We start from the raw sequence: 21,017 nt of genomic DNA on the forward strand, positions 1-21,017 counted from the left end.
ATCGCTGTCCCTTTTCCGTGATCGAAACCAACTTGTCGCGTTTGCTGGTTGGATCGTTAGAGACAGCAATCATGTCGTGCCCGACTAAACGGTCGACTGCTTGTTGTGCTGCTTGCCGGGAATATCCGCTTGGGGGCCGAAGTCCCTGGAACTTCCGCAAGCCGTGGTGACGTTATTTTTCACTGGCGAGCCTCGCCAAGTGTCCTCGCAACGCTTCCTTTGCGTCTTCTCCTATTGCTTCGCCTATTTCGTCCTCGATCTGCCGGATTTGCTCGGCTGCAATTGCCCTCCATCGCTGTCCCTTTTCCGTGATCGAAACCAACTTGTCGCGTTTGCTGGTTGGATCGTTAGAGACAGCAATCATGTCGTGCCCGACTAAACGGTCGACTGCTTGTTGTGCTGCTTGCCGGGAATATCCCATCTCTCGGTGAATTTCTGGAAGTCTGATTGTTCTTCCTCGGAGTTGTGCAAAGACACGAATGTCTGCGGGGCGGACATCTGCAAACTCGGTGTCAGCGCGCGCATCGTCCATCCGGGCGTTCCAACGGGCAATGAGCGTCATCATCATGCCCTTGATATTTTGGCTCAGGAACGTGTCGTCTCTTTTATCAATCACGGTTGACAAAATATCCTTTGTTGGCGATCTATCAACCATAGTTGACATTCTTTGGGGGTTGCAATGGACCGCAGAACTTTCCTGAAATCCACTGGCGCTGGCATGCTCTTAGCTGGCGGCGGCTTGGCTTGGGCGCAATCGGCGCCAGGACCGCTCCCGATCATTCCTCTGACAGACCTAACCGGCGGTATTGAAGATCGGATATCTTTGGCACTCAATCCCGCAAGCCACGACTTCGGGAAAGGCGTGGCCAGCGAAACGTTCGGGATAAATCACGATTACATGGGGCCGGTCCTCAAAGTGAAACAAGGTCAGACGCTCCCCTTTGACGTCGCCAACAACATCGGCGACACCTCCACGATCCACTGGCATGGTTTACACATTCCGGGTGATGTTGATGGCGGTCCACACCAAGAAATCGAGCATGGTTCTGTATGGTCACCAGATGTGCCAATTGTTCAGCACGCTTCGATGAATTGGTTTCATTCGCACATGCACGGCAAGACAGCGCAGCAAACCTACAAGGGTCTCGCTGGTGTGTTGCTTGTGGAAGATGATGCGAGCCTTTCCGCCGACTTGCCTAAGACCTACGGCGTGGATGACTTCACTCTAATCCTTCAAGACAAGATGTTCGATGGAAGCGGAAAGATGGCATACGAGCTGTCAGCCACCGTTTTTGAGGATGGCTTTGAAGGCGACACGCTTGTGGTTAATGGCGCAATCGCGCCGGTCGCCCAAACGGTTCCCACTGGTCTTGTACGACTGCGGATTCTGAACGCCTGTAACGCGCGCTTTCTGGGGCTGTCGATGGAAATTGGACCTGTCACTGTCATCGCATCGGACGGTGGGTTCCTATCTACGCCTGTTGAGGCTGAGAGCATTTTGATGTCACCGGGGGAACGGTACGAAATCCTCGTGGATATGAGTGCTGTCGAAACTAACTCACTCAACGTGAACCTGAACGGAGATGGTGGCGGCTTTTTAGCGAACTTGTTCGGCGGCAATCAAACCACAACAGTTCTTACGCTGAACAGATCAGCGGCCAAAGGCTTTGACGGCGCAATACCCACGCAATTGGCGAACCTGGAACCCCCGAGGCCAGACGAGGCCACCGTAACGCGCAGCTTCCAGTTGGAAATGGACGTCGGCGCCGATCTCGCCGCTCTTGCACTCGCTTGGGACAACTTTTGTGGCGATGCCGGTGCCATGGCGATCAATGGCCAACCGATGAAGATGGACCGGATCGACGAAGAGGTGCGCAAAGGTGAAACCGAAATCTGGCGTATCTCAGTCGATGACCAGTTGCATCCGTTCCACATCCACGGATGTTCTTTCCGTATCCTGAGCCAAAACGGTGGCCCACCGCCCGCTTACGCGGCTGGTTGGAAAGACATGGTCCATGTCGAGGAGGGCTGGTCAGAAGTTCTCGTGAAGTTCGATTATGAGGCGACGAAAGACGCGCCCTATATGTATCACTGCCACATCCTGGAACATGAAGACTGCGGCATGATGGGGCAGTTTACTGTCACCTAAGTTCTGATCATGCAGCTACAGCTAATGTCCGCAAAGCGGGCGCAGCCGCAGCATTTGGGCACCCTGTCCAACGGCGTGTGTGGATGGCTCCTGCATTGCAAGAGATTTCTGTGGTTGCGATGGTCTGTCAGTACAGTCGTGTGTCCGGCCTGTTTGCGTGGCGGTTGCCACTGGCCCTGATGAGTTCCGCAAGTAAGGTTCCTATCGGCTAATCGACGTCGTAGGCCGCGACCTTGGTCGGAGTGTCCTTACCCGAGTGCTTCTGACAAATTGTTAAGCTAGGAGGGTCGGCCCTATTCGGGGCCGATCTTTTTTCTGCATTTGCGACATAAGTCTTGCTAATTTCGGTTAATTAGCTAATATATATAAAATAGCTCAGGAGAGTAATGTGCGACAGTTTTCATCGACTGAACTTGCCAATAAGACCGGGGATGTTCTTGCCGCTGCCGCGCAGCGACCAGTCGCGATTGCCCGGCACGGAAAAGCCCGCTTCGTTGTCCTGAGTACGGAGCAGTTTGAACGATTGCAACATGGAATGGACACCCGCAAATCGGTTCATGTCTCTGATCTGAGCGATGCGGAAGCCGAAGCAATGATCGATGCGCTTCAGGAAAGCATCGACAATGACTGATAGCGCTGATGTTCCAAAGCTGGGTGACGTCTGGCGGTTTCCGTATTTATGGAAACGGGAAGAGCAACGCGGCGAGACTGAAGGCCGCAAGAACAGGCCATGTGTATTGGCTCTGTTGACCCAAACCGTTGAGGGTCAGATGGAAGTAATATTGGTGCCGATCACCTCACAGCCTCAAAGTAAAAACCCATTTGCAATTGAGGTGCCTGAAATCGAAAAGAAACGGGCGGGCCTGGATGTTAACCTGAGACTTTGGGTGGTTGCTGATGAGCACAACGTAGATACCCCGTCACAGTCCTACTATTTTGAGGCCACAGGTCGCCTGGGATCGTTCAGCGTCACCTTCACCAAGCAAGTTCAGTCCGTAAAGATTGCCGCGATCAAGGCCAGAAAATCTCTGGCGGTGCGCCGCAACGAATAAGGGTAAACACAGTAGATGTCTGAGATTATCAATTCCGTGCGACGGACGTGGCGGTCGGCGCAGCTTTATATCGGGTTTCACCGGGACAGGCAGGGAAACCAACGCGTAGAGGCCAAGGTCTGGCCGCCGAAGAACGGCAACGCCTCGATCCATACTAATCCAGAAGAACAGGAAGCCTTCCTCGTGGTCAAGGCGGCAGATAAGACCGTGCCGCGCGACGTGCAGATCAAGTTCCGGCCCGACAAGATCGTGCTGCGTCGCGATCCGGGCATCAGCTGGGAAGGGATCGTGGTCGAGGATGGACTGATTTCTGTGCAAGTGAACGGGGCATGGGTGCGGATCAAATCCGACGGTTCAGTCGCCCATGAACGGGATGGATATATGACTTACGTTGAATCCGACGGGGCCGTGCTGAAGAAGACCGAAATCGTCGAAGCGATGATGTCCGGCGACGGGGTCGAACTTTCGCGCCGGACGCCGACCACCATCGCCGCGATCCGCGAGGATGGGGTTCTGGCGAAATCGCGGGAATGAGATCTCGCGCCCCACAGGTGATTTGAGCACAGAGTTCAAGCTAAAGCAGGTGGCCAGCTTGTAAAGTGCTACTGAGTAGCATACATTCCACACAAAATAGGAGGCCCGCCATGAGTGTCAAAGCATCCATTTCTCTGACGGAAACGCAGGACGCTTTTGCCCGCGATCTCGTGGGGCAGGGCCGGTATCCAAGCCTGAGTGCGGTGCTGCAGCAGGGGCTTGAGTTGCTGCGCGAACAGACCGAAGCGAAAGAGCTCGAAACCGAGGCGCTGCGTGCGCTCATTCAGGAACGGCGAGACGGGCCGTTTGTAGATATGGGTGAAAGCCGGGCAAAAACGCGCGCCATGCTGGCGCGCAAGAAATCCCGGCATGGCCTATAGGGTCGCGCGCTCCGAGCAATCGGACCGCGATCTTGAGGCCATCTTCGATTTTCTCTTTGAGGTCGCGCTTGGATTTGGCGAGGACGAGGCCACCGCCTTTGAGCGTGCTTCAACGCGGATTCTCGAGATCGAAGACGCGATGGCAGCCTTGGGTGACGTGCCACATCAGGGCACGTATCACCCGGATTTTTCCGACGGGTTGCGCAGCGTCACCAAGGGCCGCGCCGTATTTTATTTCGACGTGGATGACAGCGAACAGCTTGTTCGGGTTCTGGCCATCTTTTTCGGCGGGCAGGACCATCAGCGGCACATGCTTTTGCGTCTTTTGTCGTCGACCGATCATCTCAGGCAGCAAACCACCTGAATTAATCCGTACCAAAGCGAGCGATAGCCTGCTGTTGTTTTCTCGAAGCAACGATCAACCCAGGGCCGGTTTTTGGTGTCTCTGCCGGTCGGGACTCTGCCCCGAACCGCAGGGGCTGGCGCTCCGTTGGGGCGGCCAGGACCTTGCCGCGCGCCACGCCCGATAGTGTCTGCTGACAAACCTCTCCCACCCTTCGGCGAATTTCGGTCAATGCATTGAATCGAAGCAGTTTCCAGTTGCGGCGCCGAGACGAATACGGCACTCAGAACACAACCTGAGAGAGTGGTTCGCGTAACCTTCTTCTCCGGGCTGATCATTCAAACAGGCAGGGAATTCGAGCAGGTGTCGAACAGGTGTGCATTATGCCCGCGTCACAGGGTGAGCGAGCAATGAAGAAAGTCATCATTGCCAACAACAAGGGCGGGGTCGGCAAGACGACGATTGCCAGCCAGATCGTCTATGCGCTGGCGGACAGGGGCCATTCGGTGATCGGCGTCGATCTCGACAGCCAGCGAAACTTTACCGGATCATTTGAAACCGGCACGGACCTGGGCAGTGCCCTTGATCTGGTGACAGGTGGGACTCCCATTGAGACCGGATTGAACGCGGGCGAAATCGGCATTCTGTCCGGTCACAAGGATCTTCTGGCCCAGAACTCTGATGATGTTCTGGTCAATGTGCGCAACGGATTGGTTCACAGCCATGGCGCCGATTTCTGCGTGATCGACGCGCCGCCGAGTTTTTCCGAAGTGGTCTATGGCGCGCTGCTGGGATCGGATTACCTGCTGGTGCCCATCGAGCTGAAGCGGTTCTCGCTCGATGGTATCGAAGGCGTGCTGGAAGCTTTCATCGCGGCGCAGGAACACAATCCGGGGTTGGAGCTACTGGGATTATTGCCCTCGCGATTTGACGCGGTGAAGCAGGTGGAGCGCGACGCGCTTGTCACCGTCGCGGAGGCGTTCGAACGTCTGCTTGTGCCGCATGCGATCCGCAACCGCGCGGCCTATGTGCAGGCCCAGGATGCGGGCGTGTCGCTCACGGAGATCAAGACGCGCAGCGGCCGGGAGGCGGCAGCAGAGTTCCGCGCGTTCTTTGACTGGTTCTATGCAAAAATAACGGGAGAAACAGACCATGGCGCGCAGCCTTACAGACACGCTGGATAGATTGGCCGCCTCAGGAAAGCTGGACAAGTTTTCCAATGGCAAACAAATAACCGAGGGCGGCACCCAACAGATTGATCTCTCCAAAATTGCCCCCGACCCGGATCAGCCGCGACGCGTGTTCGGTGAAGACAAGCTCGAGTCTCTGAGCGACAGCATCGCGGCGCAGGGCGTGTTGCAACCGATCACGGTGCGACCGAAGAATGCCGATGGCAGGCATCTGATCATCATGGGCGAGCGCCGCTGGCGGGCGGCACAACTGGCCGGACTGACGCATATTCCGGCAATTGTGCGCGAGGTGACAGCTGAGTTACGCGCCATTCAGCTTACCGAAAATGTGCAGCGCGCCGATCTGACCACGATGGAAGTCGCGCAGGCCGTGGGGCAAATGCGCGCCGATGGCAAGAAACGGCCAGAGATCGCCAAGGCCCTGGGGTGGAGTGAATCTGCGGTTTCCAGATACGCAAGTATCGCAAAAATGCCGGATGAATTGCAGGCGCTAGCCCGCGCGAATGCGCCTGTTCTCGCAGTATCCGATCTCGGCCTGTTTGTGCTGAAGCGCTTGCCTATAGTCCCATTGGGTGGGGTTGAGGGGGCGCACGACCGAACCCTGAACGTCAGGCAGAGTCGTCGTTGAGGCGCATCCCGCTGCGAGGAGCAGGGCAAGAAATGTTATTTTATTCATCAGGTGACCTTGATCAGTGAGTGGAGGCGCAGGAGATGGCCCGCGCTAGGTTCGTGTCGCGCTCCCCCGAGCGCCGCCGGAGCCACTGCGTGTTGGAATGCCGAGATTGCGTTCGATCGAGCGCTGCAACATGCCCGTCGAAGCCTGCGCACCCGCCGAAAGGCCGGAGGCGACGGAGGGAATGAGAAGAAAGAAGATGATTCCGCAGAGAAGGCCGATCAGATAGGCGATATATGATCCGACAGCATCAACTGCAGAGGCTTGCGCATAGATGTTACTCATCAATGCGACGATTACAACGGTCAGGACTATTACGAGAATCTTGACTAACATGAAGTTCAGCAGCTGACCCAACCAAGAGAAAAACCAGCCACGTGTTGCGTCAAACAGTGCAAAGCAAACAAAAATCGGTCCGATTGCAGCCATGATTGTCAATGCAAATGTGCTGAGTAAAGAAACCACAAAAGCGATGGCCGCGAACAAACCCGCCGTCAGCATTATGGCAAATGAAATGATCCCACCGGTCACCGATCCTGCCCAACCTTCAGCAGCATGGGCTTCGTTGACTTTGGTCGCGAACTCGTTGGCTTGTACCATCACGGAATCTCCGGGCACAGTTCCGCTTCCGCCAGTCAGCGAATTTACAAATGCTGATGAGCCGTCATTGATGGTGCTTCCGACCCAGCTTGTGTAGTCGCTGGCCGATGAAACAAGACCCCAAATAATAGCCAGCTTGATCCCGCGAATTGCAAAATCCAGAACGGGCTCCTGAATGGCACCGCGCATGATCGCAACACCGTACAGAATGATGTAGAGCAACATGGCGGTGGTCAGAGGCGGTGTTAACGCACTCGACATATTGCCAGAAATGGCATCCGTTTGGGTGGTCAGCGTTTTTACGAAGCTATCATAGAGACCTTGTAACATGGGTCGGCCTTACTCCCTCGATCCAAACAGCGAGTTTACAGCATCGCTGCGGTTTTCATTGTTGGTCTCTGCCGCTTGGATTTGTTTAGCTTTCTGTGCGTTGACGCAGTTCGCTTCCAAAGATGCACCATCCATGGCCTCGCACTTTGTCAGCATTTCAATGCGGTCGTCAGCGTGTTTCAGATAAAAATCGACAGTTCTGTTGGGTTCCTCGTCCTTGCAACCCGCAACGCTCACGGCGATCAAGAAAAGGACAAGTGTTGAGTTAATTCTAACCACCGAAAAGACTCCCGATCGCTGATGTTGCATTTTCCCGATTGCGCAATTCCACCTCCCGCTGTCTTTGCGACTCGACCTCACTCTGCGCTTCCTGCAGCATCGCCAGGCCTTGGATGCGGTTGGTGTCGTTTTGCAGCATGGCGGATTCCACCTGCAGACGCGCCTGCAGCGCGTTGATTTCCTTCTGGGTGGAGACTGTCCCGATCGCTTGACGCAGCCGTTCCAGCCCGGCCAGACGATCATCGGCCGATCGCACGATGCGATCACCGACCGCCGCATCACGCGCCGATCGCGCGCCGATCCGGTCTAGTTCCTGGCGATAGAAGTCTTCTGCCGACACGTCCGCAGCAGTCACCCGCGTGTGGTCCAGAAACTCGTTGGCGGTGCCCGACAGATCGCCCAGGGCATCAATGTTCACTTCAAGGGCACTGGCGATGGACATGGCATCCGGCCCGAGCAGCTCACGCACCTTGAGATCATTGAGTGCGTCGACAATATCAGCCATCTCGGTCAGCCCGTTGACAGCATCGTAAAGGCGCTTGGCTTCTTCCAGCTCCTTGACCATCTGGGCGAGTTCCTTGGCAAATGTCGCCTTGGCATTCGCGATGGCCGTGGTGTCAATGACTGGAACTCCGCCTGCATATGCGGGCGAAGACAAGGTCAGAGCGCAAACCAAAAGCACGGGTTTGAGGTTCATGCGAGTTCCTTTCGCTTGACGTGGAAAAGGGGGAGCCACTGTGAAGGCTCGGGATGGTTCAATCGTATACGGTTCATGAGTGCCGTGGTGTCGGTGCGGCCCGACAGAACAGCCAGGACGTCCTCTAGCCTGCGCAGCTCGAGCTCGCAGACCACAGAATTGCCGCCCTGCTTGATCAGAAACTGCCCAACCGACAGCTCGTTGCGTACGATCCGGACTTCGCGATGGGTCAGACCGAAGACCCTGGTCAGTTCCGCCTCATCGGCCCGCTCATTGCCAAAGAAGATCTGCGTGGCGCATTGTTCAATAACGGTTCGGGCAATGGGGCTCTGCACCACGTCGGAGGTGGACTGGGTGCCTGCGATCACGATGCCGTTCTGCTTGCGGACCACCTTGAGCTTGTCCTTGACGAACGTGACAAAGAACGGATTGGCCAGAGCCTTCCAGAACTCGTCGATGACAATTGCGACGCGCTGGCCGGTGATGAGCTGCTCGACCCGATGCATGAGATACATCATCATCGGATTGCGGAGGACGGGATCGTCCAGAAACGAAGTAATGTCGAAGCCAATCAGGTCTGCATCAAACCCGATCTCATCGCAATCATTGTCAAAAACCCAGCCAAGCCGCCCACCCTCGGCCCATTTGTCCAGCCGGTTGCCGATGTCATCGGCCTCGCCAGAGCCAAATCCGATCAACTCCCGTAGTACTGAGACGGACCGCTGATCTTGCGGGACGTTGCCAAGACCGGCCACCGCGGCCTCGATCCGGGCCGTGTCGTCGGCCGTCAACGGATGCTGCGGATCGGCCAGCATCGATTTCACCAGCGCCACCAGAAATGCTTCATTGGCCGGTGTCAGCTCCAGCGCCTTGAACGGCGCGCAGCCGGTTCGTTCGCCGGTCTGCAGGGCGAGATATGTGCCGCCTGAGGCGCGGACGAAGATTTCTCCGCCGTGGTCTTTGTCAAAGAGCACGCGCTTCACGTCGAGCTTTTCGAGCTGGGAAAGCGCGAAGTTGATCACCACGGTCTTGCCCGATCCTGATGGCCCATAGATCGCCGTATGACCAAGGTCACCCACGTGGAAATTGAGATAAAAGGCGCTGTCGGCGGTGGTTTTCAGCTTGGCGACCGCCTTGCCCCAGTGATTGTTGTCGCGATGGCCGGTTGGGTAATTGTGCAGCGGCGAGAGGGAGGCAAAGTTCCGGCTGGTCATCAGGGCGGGGCGCAGGCGCTTCGAATGATTGCCCGGAAGCTGTGCCCAGAACGCGCTCTCAAGCCCCAGATCTTCGCGCGCGACAATCGCGCCGGAAGTGGCGAGAAGATTGCTTGCGTCCGCCACATGTCCCCGGGCTGCCTCCAGGTCATCCCCGAGGACGAGCAAGGACAGATTGTGTTCACCCATGACGAAATTGCCCGCCATCAGGTCGTCACGCGCAGTCTGCAACTCATCGGCCTGAGAGACCGCATCATCGCCGGCATTGCGCATTCGCCCCTCTTTTAGGCTCATGGTTTTGAGAGCGTCAGATCGCGCGATGGGGCGGAAAGACTGTGACAGCACAAAGCGAAACGGGGCTGTCAGCAGATCGTCCAGCATGGTTGGACGGGTGACCGCGGGGTATTCGTTGATGCCGAACATGGCCCCGAAGGTGGACTCCGCCGGATGGCGGATTTCCAGGGCCTCGCGGCCAAAAATCACCCGGTCCGTGTAGATCGCCGGTCCGATCGATCCGAGCACCAGCGGCAGGAGACTATAACGACCGGTTATTATGCGGCGCAACACGCTCATCGGTTCCGAGCAGAGCAAACCGTGATCGTTCTTTTCGAGACCAAGCCGTCGCGCGCCGTAACGGGCGAGATTTTTCGCGAGCAGCGACGCCTTGTCGTCCAATTGGTCGAGCAGGTCCTGGTCGACCTCCACCTGACTGTTCCGGGCACGCGTGATGCTGCGGGCAAACCGCGATCCGGCAAAGCCACGCGGCTGCATGTAGATCGTCAGATAGAGATCGTTGCGAAAGAGGCGCTTTTGCTGGATCTGGGTCTTGTAGGCCGCATCAAGCCAGTGGCCAAACTCAGATCTGAAGTCACCACCGGGATAGCTATGATCTTCGCTGCGAATGATGTGGCTGTAGATCATCATATTGTCATCGGCGACATTGCGGATGTGATGGCTCAACCCGTCATGCAGCGCATTGATCCCACTCGTGTCCGCCGTGCGGAACGAGGTGCCCTCGATCTTGAGCATCTGGAAGGCGCCACGACCCGTGGTGATGATGCTGTGTTCATCCGCATGGCGCAGGAAGGGCAAGTAGCCCGTGGCGGTGATTTCGCGTTTGAGCGCGCGGGCAAACCCCATCAGTCGACCTCCTCGATACGGTAACGCCGCTGAACCTGCAGGGGAGACGGCGAGGAGCCGCCCCAAAACCCGCGGTTCCGGCACTTGGCACCGGTGTCAAAGAAGCGGAAGAGTATGCGGAAGGCGTTCTGATCGCGCTTCACGATGAAGTAGGAGATCACAAGTAAAGGAACGGCGAGGATCAGGTAGAAGAGGGAATCCCCGAGGATCATCGCCAACCCGCCGATCATGACGGAGATAAACGCCGCCTCCAGTGGCACACCAAACACCATTGCCGGGCGTGTGAGCGCCAGGTAGAGTCGGTCGGTGTTCAGGGGTTCTTCGCTCATGGTTTTTACGCGGTGATCAGGTCAAGAATTTCGGTGGCGGCGAAGATCACGATGACACCGATGGCCACCTGGCCGGTGCGGCGCATGTCGATGACATTGAACATGTAAAGACAACCAACGAGCATGATCGCGATCAGCGCCAGCGGCCGCCGTGCGCTGTTGAACTCATCCACCACGTTGTTCAGAAAATCAGTAAAGCCGGCCGCCGCTGCAGGGCCAGAGAGCCCGAGCAGGAGCACCAATGCGATGCTCGCGGGCGCGCGCATCCGACCAATAAATGCGGTGATGGAATTCATCTGAATCTTTCCTTCTAGTTGAACACAAGGGCTGACGACGTGGTGCCTTCGGAAAACACGTTCCATGTCAGGGCTGTCTCTGCGGGCTCTGAACGTGCCGAAGATTGAGCCTGATGGTCAGCAGGGGGCGTCTCGACACCCCCGCCCATCACGCGCGTGACGTAACCGTTGGAAAATCCGCGGGTGAACGTACCGGTATTGTAGGCGGAGAGGGCCTGATGCAGGGCCGTTTCGGGATCAGAGCCCAGCTCACGCGCCCGGTCATAGCCATCACGCAGCACCGTCTCGGAGGCTTTCAGGTTGGCGCAGTCGTCGAATACAGACTCGACCGTCAGACCGAGCCATTCGAAGTTAGACGAATTGATCTGGCCCAGACCAAGATCGATGGAATGACCCTGGCTGATCAAGTCGCGCGCGATCCGCTCTGCTTCTTCCTCAGAGCCCGGATGATAGCTGCGATGCTCTGCACCGTTTACGCCAATGGCGAAACGGTTGAACCCGCTTTCTGCACGCACCAGTTTTTCCATGATCTCGGGTGCCACGGACGGGGCGCAGTTTTCAGCAAGAATATGAAAAGCAGGGAGAGGGATCGGTTCGGCAAAGACGCCAGATGCGTTCCCAAGCAGCAAAGTCGATGCCGCGATAGCCTTGTGAATAGCTTGTCTGGGAGAGGACTTGTTAGCGCTTTCCTTTGCGCGGCACTTCGTCAAGCCCGCGAAGCTCACCCGTGGTGATGATGAAATCCGAACCAAAGGCGAGGTCAGTGCCGTCGCCAAACTCGAAATGATGCTTGAAGAGACCGGGCCAGACGTTGAAGAGCCGCGCCTCGATCCCCTGTTCCGACACGCGGTCCGAAATGAGTATGCTTTCCCGGCCGTCGACAAGATAGATGCATTGGTAGCGCGGTTTGCCATCGTTCAGCTCGACAAGATCATACCGACATTGAAAACGTGAGCCATCACTCATCAAAGCCTTCACGCCCTTGATGGTTATCAGCTGATATTTTCTTTTGATCGGCATGTGTCGTCCCCCACTTGGGACAACTTCTAATACGTGCGGAACATCTGCGGATAGGGATTCTGTGTCAATAGTGAAAAACAAACTAAAAACCTAAAACAACCAATATTTAATATTGCGACTCGTTTGCTGAAATGACATGGTCCGAATTCATGATTGCGACGTGCAAATCCGGCGTATTGGGCCGCGTCAGAACATTTATCTATGAGGGCGTCAATATCATATGTTCTCTCTTAAGTAGAATATTTGTGACCCTGATAACGTGCCTGATGAAGGAGCGACTTGAGTGATCACCGCGTTGAAACCCAAGGCCAGAAACATGCTGTTTGGCGCGGCCATAGCGCTACCTTTTCCAACCTCTGCAAGTGCTTATGACGTGGATTGCGCCATTCTTCTGTGTCTGGCTGGCGGCTGGCCTGCGTCGGTGGAATGTGGGCACGCCTGGGATGTGTTTGTTCAACGGATCACGCCCTGGCCGATCGAGCCCCCACTGCAGATCTGGCACTGCCCCATGGGGGCTGCAACGAACGAGGGGGCAATGATGAAGCCGGGTGAACGGTTGCGCAATTTGGCAAAGGCCGATGCCCCAAAAGCAGTTTTTGCAGCTGTGCGTTCGCTAAATTCGGTGCAGGAACTTGGCGCAATTCCAACAGCTCTAGAGCACAGCAACAGCGTTTCACCTGCACCGGATGCCTTTCCGCTCATCGCAGCGGAGATCTTGGAAGAGAACGGCACGGTCGACATCGATGTGTAGGGGCCGGAATTTGATTTCATTCGGTCCATCAGAGTCTGGAATGTCAAACATTACAGCCATCACCCGCGCGGGCGGGAAGGGGAATGTCGTGAGCAATCTGAGATTTCACTTGGGACATATGGCGCACGGGGCGAGTTTCGCTGGACCCCATCCGGGCCGGGTAGGGTTCCGGACTGGTTGATCCCGTCAAGGAGTTGTGAGCCGGCGAGCTATTCAAGGGCGGTCGGTGTCGAATGGTCAGATATAGAGGGGTACCATGGCTATCAAGTAGTGAGGTATTGATTGCAGACGGTGCGGCATAGGTCTGCCTGACAAAAACCAGATCAGTAAGGCACAGTCGCTTGCTGGCGGCGGCACATAAATCGACGGTCTCAAAACCCTTTTGTCGGCATATCGATCACAAACACAGGATTAATCCGCTTCGCCGGGGTCGTTGATTTGTCAATTACCACAGAAGCACGACCATAAGTGAATTCAATACGTCGGGCAAATCCGCCTGAATATCGAGCAGAAGCGTCTCGCCTTCGGCACCCGCATAGACATCGTATTTTTACGTCGGAACTGACAGAACCGCTCAAGTGGCAAACCAGAGCTAATAACAAACGCGTTGGAGCTTGCAAGAGCGGCCAAATTCTCGGTTTTCCATTGTTGCTCACGTGCTTCCATAACCGCTGCACGAACACCTTCCTCCGTAGCGCGAGACAGATTGACGTTCGGCGCCTTGGCGTCCTACAACAGATCACTGTCGATCATCAGATTGGTCGGCTTTCTAACCGGTGAAACGGGCATCGTGTTCTCCTAGTACCGTGCAGGGTATACGGAGTGTCGGATCACCTAATTGGTGAGACAGCCGCTTTAGAAAAATCAGGTACTTAGGGTTTTGAATTTCTGAGACTCTAGAAGTCATGGTTTTCTCGCTGAATTATCGGAAAGCAGCCTTTCGTAAAACGCGCAGAGAATGGTCGCGACGAGCCCAGACTGGGAATTCGAATTTTTCGTTGTTAGTGCAAGTAGCACGAAAATCTCTGCACTTGTTCAACGCATGACGCTGCAGGGCGGCAGAGAAACCGGCTATTCATTCAAGTGGCCGCGGGTCTTCGGGTAACAATCAACAACTCGGGGGACTTACTACCGTTCGCACATTCTGTTTCAACGGCATCTCTGTACGACGTACCAACATTTGCCATTCTCCACCACACAGTACAAAAAAGTCCGAACCCGGGATCTGGTCATTTGATTTGGCGTTTGTAGGAAACAGAAACGGCCCCGGGAGGTTAGACCGGGACCTTTCTTTTTAAGCGGCGAGTTACTGTTTTCTGCGCAACGCGGATGGTTTGGGGGTATTGGATTTTTTAACAAGAGGTTTGGCAGGTTTGTGTGCGGCCTTGCCCAGAGGCTTTGCAGGGACAGGGGTGGCCTTTCCCAAAGACTTAGGTGCATCGGCACCCTTAAAGCCGAAATTTCCTGCGCTACAATTCATTTGGTAATGCGCCTTGTTCGTTGTGAAATCGTGCGAAACGCCCTGCACCCTGAACCAACCGGTCTCCGGACCGGAACCGTTGGGAATCTTGATCTGGTTGATCTGGACACCTAACCCGGTGATATCCGTCGTTGCCGTGAACGGATTGCTCTTGTTTCCGCTGCTATGCAAAATCCGGTATTTCAATTTCGCTCCGGGTTGATCGGTTCCGACAATCGTTTTCAGTTCAACTTTGCATTTTCCATTCAGTGCCGCCGTTTGTTTTAGTTTCAATTGTGCGGAATTTATTGTGACGGGTGACTGAACATTCGATTTGCCGCAACGAACCGTGTATTTCGCACTATTGTCATTGCTTATATCGTGCAAACTGTTCGCCGAGATTGTCAGGTCAATCGAGTAAGCAACCGACACTCTGAAGAACAGATCGTAGTTCTGTGAGAAAATCTCATTGTTGGACTTTCCCTGGTCACGCATTTTTTGCGCATGGAAGTTGCACATGGCTACAGCGTTGGCATTCAACGCCGATGCCGGCACCTTCATGGTGGCGAATTGATCAACCGTTTTTGGACGTTGTCCGGAGCTGTAACTTTTGCCTCCGGCAAACGACTCCAGGCTTGGCACTTCAGAATGAATGCCGGCACCGTTTTCCAGTTTCGGCCAGATTTTCCAGTTCTTGATCCGTCCAAGGTTGCCAGCGTCGTATTTGAAGTGCCCTTTGAAGTTAACTGTGCTGTTGGTTTTTAGCACTGTATAGTTTTCCCCATTGCTTTTGACTTCAAGCATGGAGGGGCTGACACCTGCGGGCCCGTAAACGACCCAATCTATATCGGCGTATGCGGGAAGGGTGGATGCACCGACCAGGCAAATTGCCGTCACTGCACGTCGAAAATTTGAATTCGAAACCATAATTTTACTCCTGACTGCCGGGTAAATTTTATACCCGTAACTAGAATGTCGGTTTGTTGCCTGATGCCGCCTGACCGTTTCACAGCGACCCCGGGATCGGGACGCATAAGTAGCCGTTCAGCTTTAACCAACTGCGATGTCAGGAAATCTAGTCACCTGAATTGTCTGAAGAATGTCGCCATTTCCGGTTTTTTGTATCACTTGTCAGCCGAAAATCGGTTTTTGTATCAATTCGCCGCCAGTTGGTATCAGGTTTGGATGCGTGGCGATAAATCGGACGCGGGCGGAAGTCGATCCGTTGCCCGCGCAGATGCAAAACGCGCCAAAGAGCTTCTGAAGGCGCGGGTTTGTATCACTTCAGTTCACGTACGGAGGAGCTTGTCAGCTCTTTCCCTTCAGAGTCCAGTGAGACAACTCTCCAATACAACTCCCCGGAGCTTGTGATGCGCTCAAAGGTGAAATCGCGTAGCTGCACGTGATTGTCCTCAGACAATATTGCTGCAACCGGTGCAGGCGGCGTACGGCCCGTTTTGAAATCAAAAAACTCTAACCGATAAGTGCGGGTGCCCTGAATTGTCTGCCATCTGAATTGTGTCGTCCTGGTCAGAGATTCTCCGGGCTTCGGAGCGAAAAGTCCGATTGAATTTTCAACCGCATTTCTTTTCGAAACAACGGTGTATCTCAGGACGATTGCGGGCTCCAATACATCCCGTTGCGGCGCCTGGTCGGGAACGAACCTTACCGAATAGACACCAGGCGCATTGCTTGGCAATGGCGGGCTGACGAACGTGGAACTTCGAGGACCAGCTATGAACTGCTGGAGCCGGCCGATCGGGCGAAAGCCGGCACCGCGGCGGCTGACTGGCCCGGCGACTTCCCAGGAACCTCTCAACACCCCCCTGCCGCTTGTCGTGAGAGCGAGTTGTGCTGTCAGGTCCTGGCCAGAATCAATCACTTGAAACCTGGAGGCGTCCTCAAACCTGAGTTCAATATTTCGAAATGTTAATTCACCTCCGGTTGTTGCTCGAAGTGTCGCTCTCGCGCTCACAGCCGGACCCGAGCCGCCTGAGAAACTGCGTGTGTACGTTGTCGTTCCGGATTGAGAAATGCGCTTTGCTGTTGTCCGGCTGACCCTTAAGCGTTCGACCAGTGTCACGAAAACCGTGCCAACCGCCGGACCTGGATGAAGAACGGATGTGGAGAGGTTTCCACCGGCTACTCCACCCATGCCGAGCACACCTGCTGAGGATTGCACCTGAACTTTTCCTTGGGTGGCCGAGGTTACGCCGACCCGCCAGCGTAACGTGACGATGCTTGTTCCGTCCACATTCACACCGCTCACTTGAGGGCTGACGGAAACCTGGGCGTTTGCCACCAAGGTACCGCTCAACGTCAGGACCAACAAATGGGCGATTATCACAAATAGACGTTTCATCTGCGTATTCCTCATTTCAGAAAGCTTGTATTGATCCGGATAAATAGCCCGATAATTGTTTCGTTGCCCTGTCCGCTATCACCTGAAAAAGAACCGGTATTTCGTGTTCCGGTCAGGAGCAGTTCGGCAGACGGTGAGAATTTCCAAACAAGTTCCGCCGCGATGAAGGAGCCGTCGTCATCGAAAGATTGGTCTGTCCGCGCAATTCCACCGGCCAAACTCACCGCCCATTTGTCGGGAACAATTTCGTATCGGGCATCCAGACTGACCTCCTTGCGAAGTGAGTTTTCCTGATCTGCATTGGCCGCCGTCAGGGAAGCGAGGCCGCTCAGAGTCAATTGATCTCCGAGTTGCCGGTCAAATCCAAAGGTTGCAATCTGGCTTGTCTCATCAGTGTCAAAAACCGATTGGTCATTAAAATCCATGACTGAGTATTCAATGAACCAGGAACCGGTCTCGCTGTATTTCTCCAATCCAACAAAAATCTCTTTCTCAACGAAGTTTTCTGGTTCCGGGGCCAGTAACGGGGTCGCCAGACGAGTTTGCCGAACGGAACGGGCGCCAAACTGCAATGACGCGTCTTGCCAGTAACCGTTGCTTGCCAGCTGGAAAGTTCCGTCTATCGCAAGAGAAGAGATTTTATCTGTTGGAAATATCGCAGACCCGCCGAATTTGGTCTCTTGTTCTTCTGCAGTGAAATTTAACGCCAACCGCTCTGTCGAATAGTTGGCCGTGAAACGTAATGTTTCTGCCCCGGCGAACAGGTTCGGGTTTGCCAGGGAAAAGTAATCTTGCTCTATCGCTTCGTATTCCAGCCCCACAGTAAGTTGCTTTTCGGCGTCGTCTGAGTGCAGCAGATCATAGGAAAGGTATCCAAAGGTAGCCGCACCTTTTTCTGTCTCGAAGCTGTTTTCCGCCCCGTCTTCGTCCCAGTCGGTTTGGCCAAACGCCGCACCATATCGGATACGGCCGTCCAATTCTGTACCATTCAGGCTGGTGGACCATCCCGAACCTTTTCCAGGCACGTCACCGCCAAAGGGGACACCTTGTCCCGCGTAGTGCTGAAAGGAGAACGCGAGATCTCTGCCGGAAAAAGGGTTCAAAGATAACTGCGTCCCGGTTATCCGGTCAGAAGGATCGTTCAATCCAAAAATATCTTCGGATCCAAGTACTTCCGAAGCCCTCGCTGCGAAGGCTCCTATAGTAAAGCGTTCGTTCAGCAATGTCGTTTGGAAAGCGACACCTCGACGGTACAGATCGCCGACCAGGACCGGATCATATTCGAGAGATTGATGTCCTAGCCGACCGGTGAAACCGGCATGTGTCCCGCGATGCTGATACTCCAGAAAATACTCGGCGATATCAATTTCGTTGTCGTTTATTTGATCTTCGCTGTTGGTCGAGGCAAGGTAATCAATTCTGCCTGTCAGCGTTTCGGAATCGTTATTCAGCGCTGCTGATCCATAACTCGTCGCAAGGGACGCGGCGTCGCCATTAACAGTTGTAACGCCCGCAAGGTGCTCGGCGCCGACTTCGACATGCAGGACAGGGGAGTTCCTTGGGGCATCCCGCGATACGAGAACATCGTAACTTGCGACAAGTGTGTACTGGTCGTTTTGGAGCACATAAACGTTAACTTCCTGTAGCCCGTTGGGGACGAAAACATCGCGTGAGACTGCTAATTCACCATTCAGGCGAATGACGAAATCGGTAACATCGTAGGCTCCAATTTCGACGGCAAATTCTCCATCAACCGTAATGGTTTCAAAGGGCAGTGCCAAAGCTTCACCGGATCGCCAGGTCCCTAGTTCCTGAGCTTGAACCGGTTTTGCGAAATGCATCAAAACGACAATCGTTAACGGTATTAAGTTGACCCAGGCTAAGTGCTGTCTCATCAGTTTTTCCAGAAAAGGCTGTATGTCGACGCACGTTAAGTTTTTGGCTTGTCTGTCTGATGTCTTGAAATTTCAGTTTTGTATCAACCGTGTCCGCGGCGATGCGTGATTTTGATACAGTCCGCGCAGCTTCGAAGCTCAACGCGCGTAACCATCGGCACACGCGATATTCAGATCTGTTCCCGGCGAAGGGGGATCGAAAAGGATTGGCAAAAAACTACGGGCCGCTCATCAAAAACGACCCGTATACTCAGAGGAGCCTGTCGGGACCAGACTGCCCGACGTCCTGTTTCCGGATTGGGGACGTGCGCAAACAGAAGACTTTATTGCGCACGCCTGGCCAATACCCTAATCACGGTGACGGGAACCGTCTCGTCCGCCGCATTCTGATGGTGCTGTTACCATGACTTTATGAACATTGTTGTTTTCCTTCAGCTCCTGAACCTTTTTGTCGTCGTCAACTGACAGGGTCAGGGGGTAAGTTCCCGCGTCTAGCAGGATGGTTCCACCAATGTTCTTCCCGGAGGCCTTCGCCAGACCAGTAAGCGATTTCTTGTGGGCGACTTTGCCATCCCGCCGCAGTCGGTTCAGGAAAGGTCCCGAAGCTGCTTTCCCGATATTGACCACATCGTATCCGAAACGAAATTGGCATCCGCGTCTGTCATTTGACAGGGCATCAGACGCTTTCAGATTGATCGATCCACCCCAGGGCGCTTTGACGGACCCGATCTGAATTTGACCCCGTGCGGTTAAGTCGGGCTTCTGAGTGCCTGGATTCAGACTTGGTTTTGGATCTTGTGCAATTGTGCCCTGTGCATTGCAGTTCGCAATGTACGTCGTCACAGCGGTTTCTTTCTGCTTGCCGATTTTTGCTTCGATCGCGACAGTCGGCTTGTTTTTTATCAACTGGGGCTGATTCAGTTGAATGCCGCCGCCATTGTTTGCCTTGGATACCCCTTTAACGAGTGAGCCAGACTTGGTTTTGCCAACCTTAATTTTGTGCCTGACTTTAAACTGGTCGATGCCAGCAACGCCGACTGTTTTCCACGGGGTCGCAGGTTTTCCGTCCTCAAGAAACCGATACTGAACATTTCGCGTTTTGGCAGGCTTGTGATCAAGCTCAATGATACCGCTCGCAGTTACCGTGCGTGGACAAATTCCGGTCGATTTCGGGGGGTCAACTTTGATCGACGCCTTCACGATGCTGAGTGGGTTTTGAATGTTGCCGCTGCCACCAGTGCTGACTGCAGGTTTGTAGTGAAGAGATTTGTCACCTTTATAGGCAAAAACAATCTGCACCGATTTGTCCACATAGGCGTGAGATCGAGTATCCGACAGACCGCGAACGCCAATGCAGGCCGTTCGCAGCGTGATGGGTAGCTCGACCACAAAATTATGATCGCTACGCAAAAAATCGAGCTTCTCACCGCCCTCGTTCACGTGTTTGGTCAATGCGGCATCAAAAATTGAAACCGGGTCGATTGATGCCGCAGACTTTCCGACGGGATTTTTCAGTTTATCGAGTGGCACCTCGAAATCTGTGGGCCAACCTATTTGCGCTTTTTTGTAACTGTTGAAGTTATAGGCGTTTTCGAGCTCGTTGATCGTGACCTTGAACTCTGGATTCCTGACTGCGTGGTAAACACCATCAAAATCGGTCTGGCTGGTGCTGTGCCCTCCTCTTCGGTGCATCAGTCCCAGAGATAAGCGTGTTTCTTCTGGCAATCCGATGGCACGAATTCGATTTGACGGTACCTCGCCGTCCCCATAACCGCACCAGACTGTTCCCGATACCATCGAAAAGCGAATGACGTCTTCTTTGACTTCCAGTTCGAAGTCTTTGATATCGCCGCTGTCTGATTTGTTCCGAATGGGGACAATGGACTGAGTATTCTTGAGTAAGAGCTGAATATTGCGGGTTACATGAGTTGTGTCTTTGTCAGCTTTCACATCGGTACCGATCAGCGTCAAAGTGAGTGCGGCCAGGGCCGTTTGTGTCAGAATTTTTTTCAAGGTTTTTCCTTTCTTGAAGGCGGTCGCCGCTCGGGAAAACACCCACCTGATGGGCCAGAACTGCTATCGGTTTTGAGCTTTGCGTCTCAAAATCTCATTCGTTTTCTGCACAGATCAAGATGCGATACAGCGCAACACTTCAGGTCGAAATATTGGAACGTTAACCGTGGGTTGGATTTGAAAGAACACTTCCGATCCGTGTCATGCATGTATGGAAGTCCCGGCCATTTTGATCGGGACAACCCAAACCGTATAGAGGGGCGAACGGGAAATCCGACGCGACCGCACCCGAAACTTCAGGTGCTGTCGCG

22 protein-coding genes and 1 pseudogene are annotated in these 21,017 nt (G+C 54.5%); 9 read left to right on the forward strand and 14 right to left on the reverse strand.

The annotated features are described in order from the left end of the window. Positions 1-172: 172 nt before the first annotated feature. Positions 173-655, reverse strand: a complete 483-nt coding sequence (locus tag ACOTTU_RS24120) for a MarR family winged helix-turn-helix transcriptional regulator (RefSeq protein ID WP_425661957.1) — start codon at positions 653-655, stop codon at positions 173-175. A gap of 24 nt (positions 656-679) precedes the next feature. Here ACOTTU_RS24120 and ACOTTU_RS24125 point away from each other — a divergent pair, with 24 nt between their 5' ends. The 8 genes from ACOTTU_RS24125 (at position 680) to ACOTTU_RS24160 (ending at position 6,276) form a co-directional block, all read left to right on the forward strand. Further along, the gene (locus ACOTTU_RS24125) at positions 680-2,149 is read left to right on the forward strand and encodes a multicopper oxidase domain-containing protein (protein WP_425661959.1); all 1,470 of its coding nucleotides are present in this window, start codon (positions 680-682) and stop codon (positions 2,147-2,149) included. A 388-nt stretch (positions 2,150-2,537) separates the two neighbouring features. After that, positions 2,538-2,780, forward strand: coding sequence for a type II toxin-antitoxin system Phd/YefM family antitoxin (locus ACOTTU_RS24130; protein WP_298921106.1), 243 nt, complete (start codon positions 2,538-2,540; stop codon positions 2,778-2,780). Continuing rightward, positions 2,773-3,201: a hypothetical protein gene (locus tag ACOTTU_RS24135; protein WP_425661962.1), complete on the forward strand. Its 429-nt coding sequence runs from the start codon at positions 2,773-2,775 to the stop codon at positions 3,199-3,201. The genes ACOTTU_RS24130 and ACOTTU_RS24135 overlap by 8 nt, the downstream gene beginning before the upstream one ends. 15 nt (positions 3,202-3,216) lie before the next feature. Continuing rightward, positions 3,217-3,735 carry a hypothetical protein gene (locus ACOTTU_RS24140; RefSeq protein WP_425661964.1) on the forward strand — a complete coding sequence of 173 codons (519 nt, stop codon included), beginning with the start codon at positions 3,217-3,219 and terminating at the stop codon, positions 3,733-3,735. A 110-nt stretch (positions 3,736-3,845) separates the two neighbouring features. Continuing rightward, a complete protein-coding gene (locus tag ACOTTU_RS24145; protein WP_298921100.1) occupies positions 3,846-4,115 on the forward strand; it encodes a ribbon-helix-helix domain-containing protein in 270 nt (89 codons plus the stop codon). Continuing rightward, positions 4,105-4,479, forward strand: coding sequence for a type II toxin-antitoxin system RelE/ParE family toxin (locus tag ACOTTU_RS24150; RefSeq protein ID WP_425661966.1), 375 nt, complete (start codon positions 4,105-4,107; stop codon positions 4,477-4,479). The genes ACOTTU_RS24145 and ACOTTU_RS24150 overlap by 11 nt, the downstream gene beginning before the upstream one ends. Before the next feature lie 389 nt (positions 4,480-4,868). Beyond that, positions 4,869-5,642, forward strand: coding sequence for a ParA family protein (locus ACOTTU_RS24155; protein WP_425661968.1), 774 nt, complete (start codon positions 4,869-4,871; stop codon positions 5,640-5,642). Beyond that, positions 5,611-6,276, forward strand: a complete 666-nt coding sequence (locus ACOTTU_RS24160) for a ParB/RepB/Spo0J family partition protein (protein WP_425661970.1) — start codon at positions 5,611-5,613, stop codon at positions 6,274-6,276. The genes ACOTTU_RS24155 and ACOTTU_RS24160 overlap by 32 nt, the downstream gene beginning before the upstream one ends. A 93-nt stretch (positions 6,277-6,369) precedes the next feature. Here ACOTTU_RS24160 and ACOTTU_RS24165 read toward each other — a convergent pair whose 3' ends face one another. The 8 genes from ACOTTU_RS24165 to ACOTTU_RS24200 are packed head-to-tail and all read right to left on the reverse strand — an operon-like array spanning position 6,370 to position 12,226. Continuing rightward, a complete protein-coding gene (locus ACOTTU_RS24165) occupies positions 6,370-7,251 on the reverse strand; it encodes a type IV secretion system protein (protein ID WP_425661972.1) in 882 nt (293 codons plus the stop codon). Positions 7,252-7,260: 9 nt separating this feature from the next. Further along, entirely contained in the window at positions 7,261-7,530 is a 270-nt protein-coding gene (locus ACOTTU_RS24170) for an EexN family lipoprotein (protein ID WP_425661974.1), read from the reverse strand. Beyond that, entirely contained in the window at positions 7,523-8,227 is a 705-nt protein-coding gene (locus ACOTTU_RS24175) for a type IV secretion system protein (protein WP_425661976.1), read from the reverse strand. The genes ACOTTU_RS24170 and ACOTTU_RS24175 overlap by 8 nt, the downstream gene beginning before the upstream one ends. After that, on the reverse strand, positions 8,224-10,581 hold the full coding sequence (locus ACOTTU_RS24180; RefSeq protein WP_425661978.1) for a VirB4 family type IV secretion/conjugal transfer ATPase: 2,358 nt from the start codon (positions 10,579-10,581) through the stop codon (positions 8,224-8,226). Before ACOTTU_RS24180 ends, ACOTTU_RS24175 begins: the two co-directional genes overlap by 4 nt. Continuing rightward, positions 10,581-10,910 (reverse strand): type IV secretion system protein VirB3, encoded by a 330-nt coding sequence (locus ACOTTU_RS24185; RefSeq protein ID WP_425661980.1) that lies wholly within the window; start codon positions 10,908-10,910, stop codon positions 10,581-10,583. Before ACOTTU_RS24185 ends, ACOTTU_RS24180 begins: the two co-directional genes overlap by 1 nt. 5 nt (positions 10,911-10,915) lie before the next feature. Further along, positions 10,916-11,206, reverse strand: a complete 291-nt coding sequence (locus tag ACOTTU_RS24190; protein WP_425661982.1) for a TrbC/VirB2 family protein — start codon at positions 11,204-11,206, stop codon at positions 10,916-10,918. Positions 11,207-11,220: 14 nt separating this feature from the next. Then, the gene (locus tag ACOTTU_RS24195; RefSeq protein WP_425661984.1) at positions 11,221-11,931 is read right to left on the reverse strand and encodes a lytic transglycosylase domain-containing protein; all 711 of its coding nucleotides are present in this window, start codon (positions 11,929-11,931) and stop codon (positions 11,221-11,223) included. Further along, positions 11,885-12,226 carry a hypothetical protein gene (locus tag ACOTTU_RS24200; protein WP_425661986.1) on the reverse strand — a complete coding sequence of 114 codons (342 nt, stop codon included), beginning with the start codon at positions 12,224-12,226 and terminating at the stop codon, positions 11,885-11,887. The genes ACOTTU_RS24195 and ACOTTU_RS24200 overlap by 47 nt, the downstream gene beginning before the upstream one ends. Before the next feature lie 283 nt (positions 12,227-12,509). Between ACOTTU_RS24200 and ACOTTU_RS24205 the strand changes: the two genes are divergently transcribed. Continuing rightward, positions 12,510-12,977 carry a hypothetical protein gene (locus ACOTTU_RS24205; RefSeq protein ID WP_425661988.1) on the forward strand — a complete coding sequence of 156 codons (468 nt, stop codon included), beginning with the start codon at positions 12,510-12,512 and terminating at the stop codon, positions 12,975-12,977. 474 nt (positions 12,978-13,451) lie between these two features. Here ACOTTU_RS24205 and ACOTTU_RS24210 read toward each other — a convergent pair. The 5 genes and pseudogenes from ACOTTU_RS24210 to ACOTTU_RS24230 form a co-directional block, all read right to left on the reverse strand. Beyond that, positions 13,452-13,691 (reverse strand): annotated as a pseudogene (locus ACOTTU_RS24210) (type II toxin-antitoxin system CcdA family antitoxin); the annotation flags it as partial. A 592-nt stretch (positions 13,692-14,283) separates the two neighbouring features. Continuing rightward, a complete protein-coding gene (locus ACOTTU_RS24215) occupies positions 14,284-15,363 on the reverse strand; it encodes a hypothetical protein (protein ID WP_425661990.1) in 1,080 nt (359 codons plus the stop codon). Positions 15,364-15,715: 352 nt separating this feature from the next. Beyond that, a complete protein-coding gene (locus tag ACOTTU_RS24220; protein WP_425661992.1) occupies positions 15,716-16,798 on the reverse strand; it encodes a hypothetical protein in 1,083 nt (360 codons plus the stop codon). Positions 16,799-16,809: 11 nt separating this feature from the next. Continuing rightward, positions 16,810-18,693, reverse strand: a complete 1,884-nt coding sequence (locus ACOTTU_RS24225; RefSeq protein ID WP_425661994.1) for a hypothetical protein — start codon at positions 18,691-18,693, stop codon at positions 16,810-16,812. A 348-nt stretch (positions 18,694-19,041) separates the two neighbouring features. Further along, the gene (locus ACOTTU_RS24230) at positions 19,042-20,706 is read right to left on the reverse strand and encodes a CARDB domain-containing protein (protein WP_425661996.1); all 1,665 of its coding nucleotides are present in this window, start codon (positions 20,704-20,706) and stop codon (positions 19,042-19,044) included. Positions 20,707-21,017: the final 311 nt, after the last annotated feature.

The sequence above is a fragment of the Roseobacter sp. EG26 genome (assembly GCF_049830555.1).
Lineage (GTDB): Bacteria > Pseudomonadota > Alphaproteobacteria > Rhodobacterales > Rhodobacteraceae > Roseobacter.

What these genes read in the sequence shown, in the direction of transcription:
- ACOTTU_RS24120 (WP_425661957.1), bottom strand. Translation starts at nt 655, where the DNA reads ATGGTTGATAGATCGCCAACAAAGGATATTTTGTCAACCGTGATTGAT.
- ACOTTU_RS24125 (WP_425661959.1), top strand. Translation starts at nt 680, where the DNA reads ATGGACCGCAGAACTTTCCTGAAATCCACTGGCGCTGGCATGCTCTTA.
- ACOTTU_RS24135 (WP_425661962.1), top strand. Translation starts at nt 2,773, where the DNA reads ATGACTGATAGCGCTGATGTTCCAAAGCTGGGTGACGTCTGGCGGTTT.
- ACOTTU_RS24140 (WP_425661964.1), top strand. Translation starts at nt 3,217, where the DNA reads ATGTCTGAGATTATCAATTCCGTGCGACGGACGTGGCGGTCGGCGCAG.
- ACOTTU_RS24145 (WP_298921100.1), top strand. Translation starts at nt 3,846, where the DNA reads ATGAGTGTCAAAGCATCCATTTCTCTGACGGAAACGCAGGACGCTTTT.
- ACOTTU_RS24150 (WP_425661966.1), top strand. Translation starts at nt 4,105, where the DNA reads ATGGCCTATAGGGTCGCGCGCTCCGAGCAATCGGACCGCGATCTTGAG.
- ACOTTU_RS24155 (WP_425661968.1), top strand. Translation starts at nt 4,869, where the DNA reads ATGAAGAAAGTCATCATTGCCAACAACAAGGGCGGGGTCGGCAAGACG.
- ACOTTU_RS24160 (WP_425661970.1), top strand. Translation starts at nt 5,611, where the DNA reads ATGGCGCGCAGCCTTACAGACACGCTGGATAGATTGGCCGCCTCAGGA.
- ACOTTU_RS24165 (WP_425661972.1), bottom strand. Translation starts at nt 7,251, where the DNA reads ATGTTACAAGGTCTCTATGATAGCTTCGTAAAAACGCTGACCACCCAA.
- ACOTTU_RS24175 (WP_425661976.1), bottom strand. Translation starts at nt 8,227, where the DNA reads ATGAACCTCAAACCCGTGCTTTTGGTTTGCGCTCTGACCTTGTCTTCG.
- ACOTTU_RS24180 (WP_425661978.1), bottom strand. Translation starts at nt 10,581, where the DNA reads ATGGGGTTTGCCCGCGCGCTCAAACGCGAAATCACCGCCACGGGCTAC.
- ACOTTU_RS24185 (WP_425661980.1), bottom strand. Translation starts at nt 10,910, where the DNA reads ATGAGCGAAGAACCCCTGAACACCGACCGACTCTACCTGGCGCTCACA.
- ACOTTU_RS24190 (WP_425661982.1), bottom strand. Translation starts at nt 11,206, where the DNA reads ATGAATTCCATCACCGCATTTATTGGTCGGATGCGCGCGCCCGCGAGC.
- ACOTTU_RS24200 (WP_425661986.1), bottom strand. Translation starts at nt 12,226, where the DNA reads ATGCCGATCAAAAGAAAATATCAGCTGATAACCATCAAGGGCGTGAAG.
- ACOTTU_RS24215 (WP_425661990.1), bottom strand. Translation starts at nt 15,363, where the DNA reads ATGGTTTCGAATTCAAATTTTCGACGTGCAGTGACGGCAATTTGCCTG.
- ACOTTU_RS24220 (WP_425661992.1), bottom strand. Translation starts at nt 16,798, where the DNA reads ATGAAACGTCTATTTGTGATAATCGCCCATTTGTTGGTCCTGACGTTG.
- ACOTTU_RS24225 (WP_425661994.1), bottom strand. Translation starts at nt 18,693, where the DNA reads ATGAGACAGCACTTAGCCTGGGTCAACTTAATACCGTTAACGATTGTC.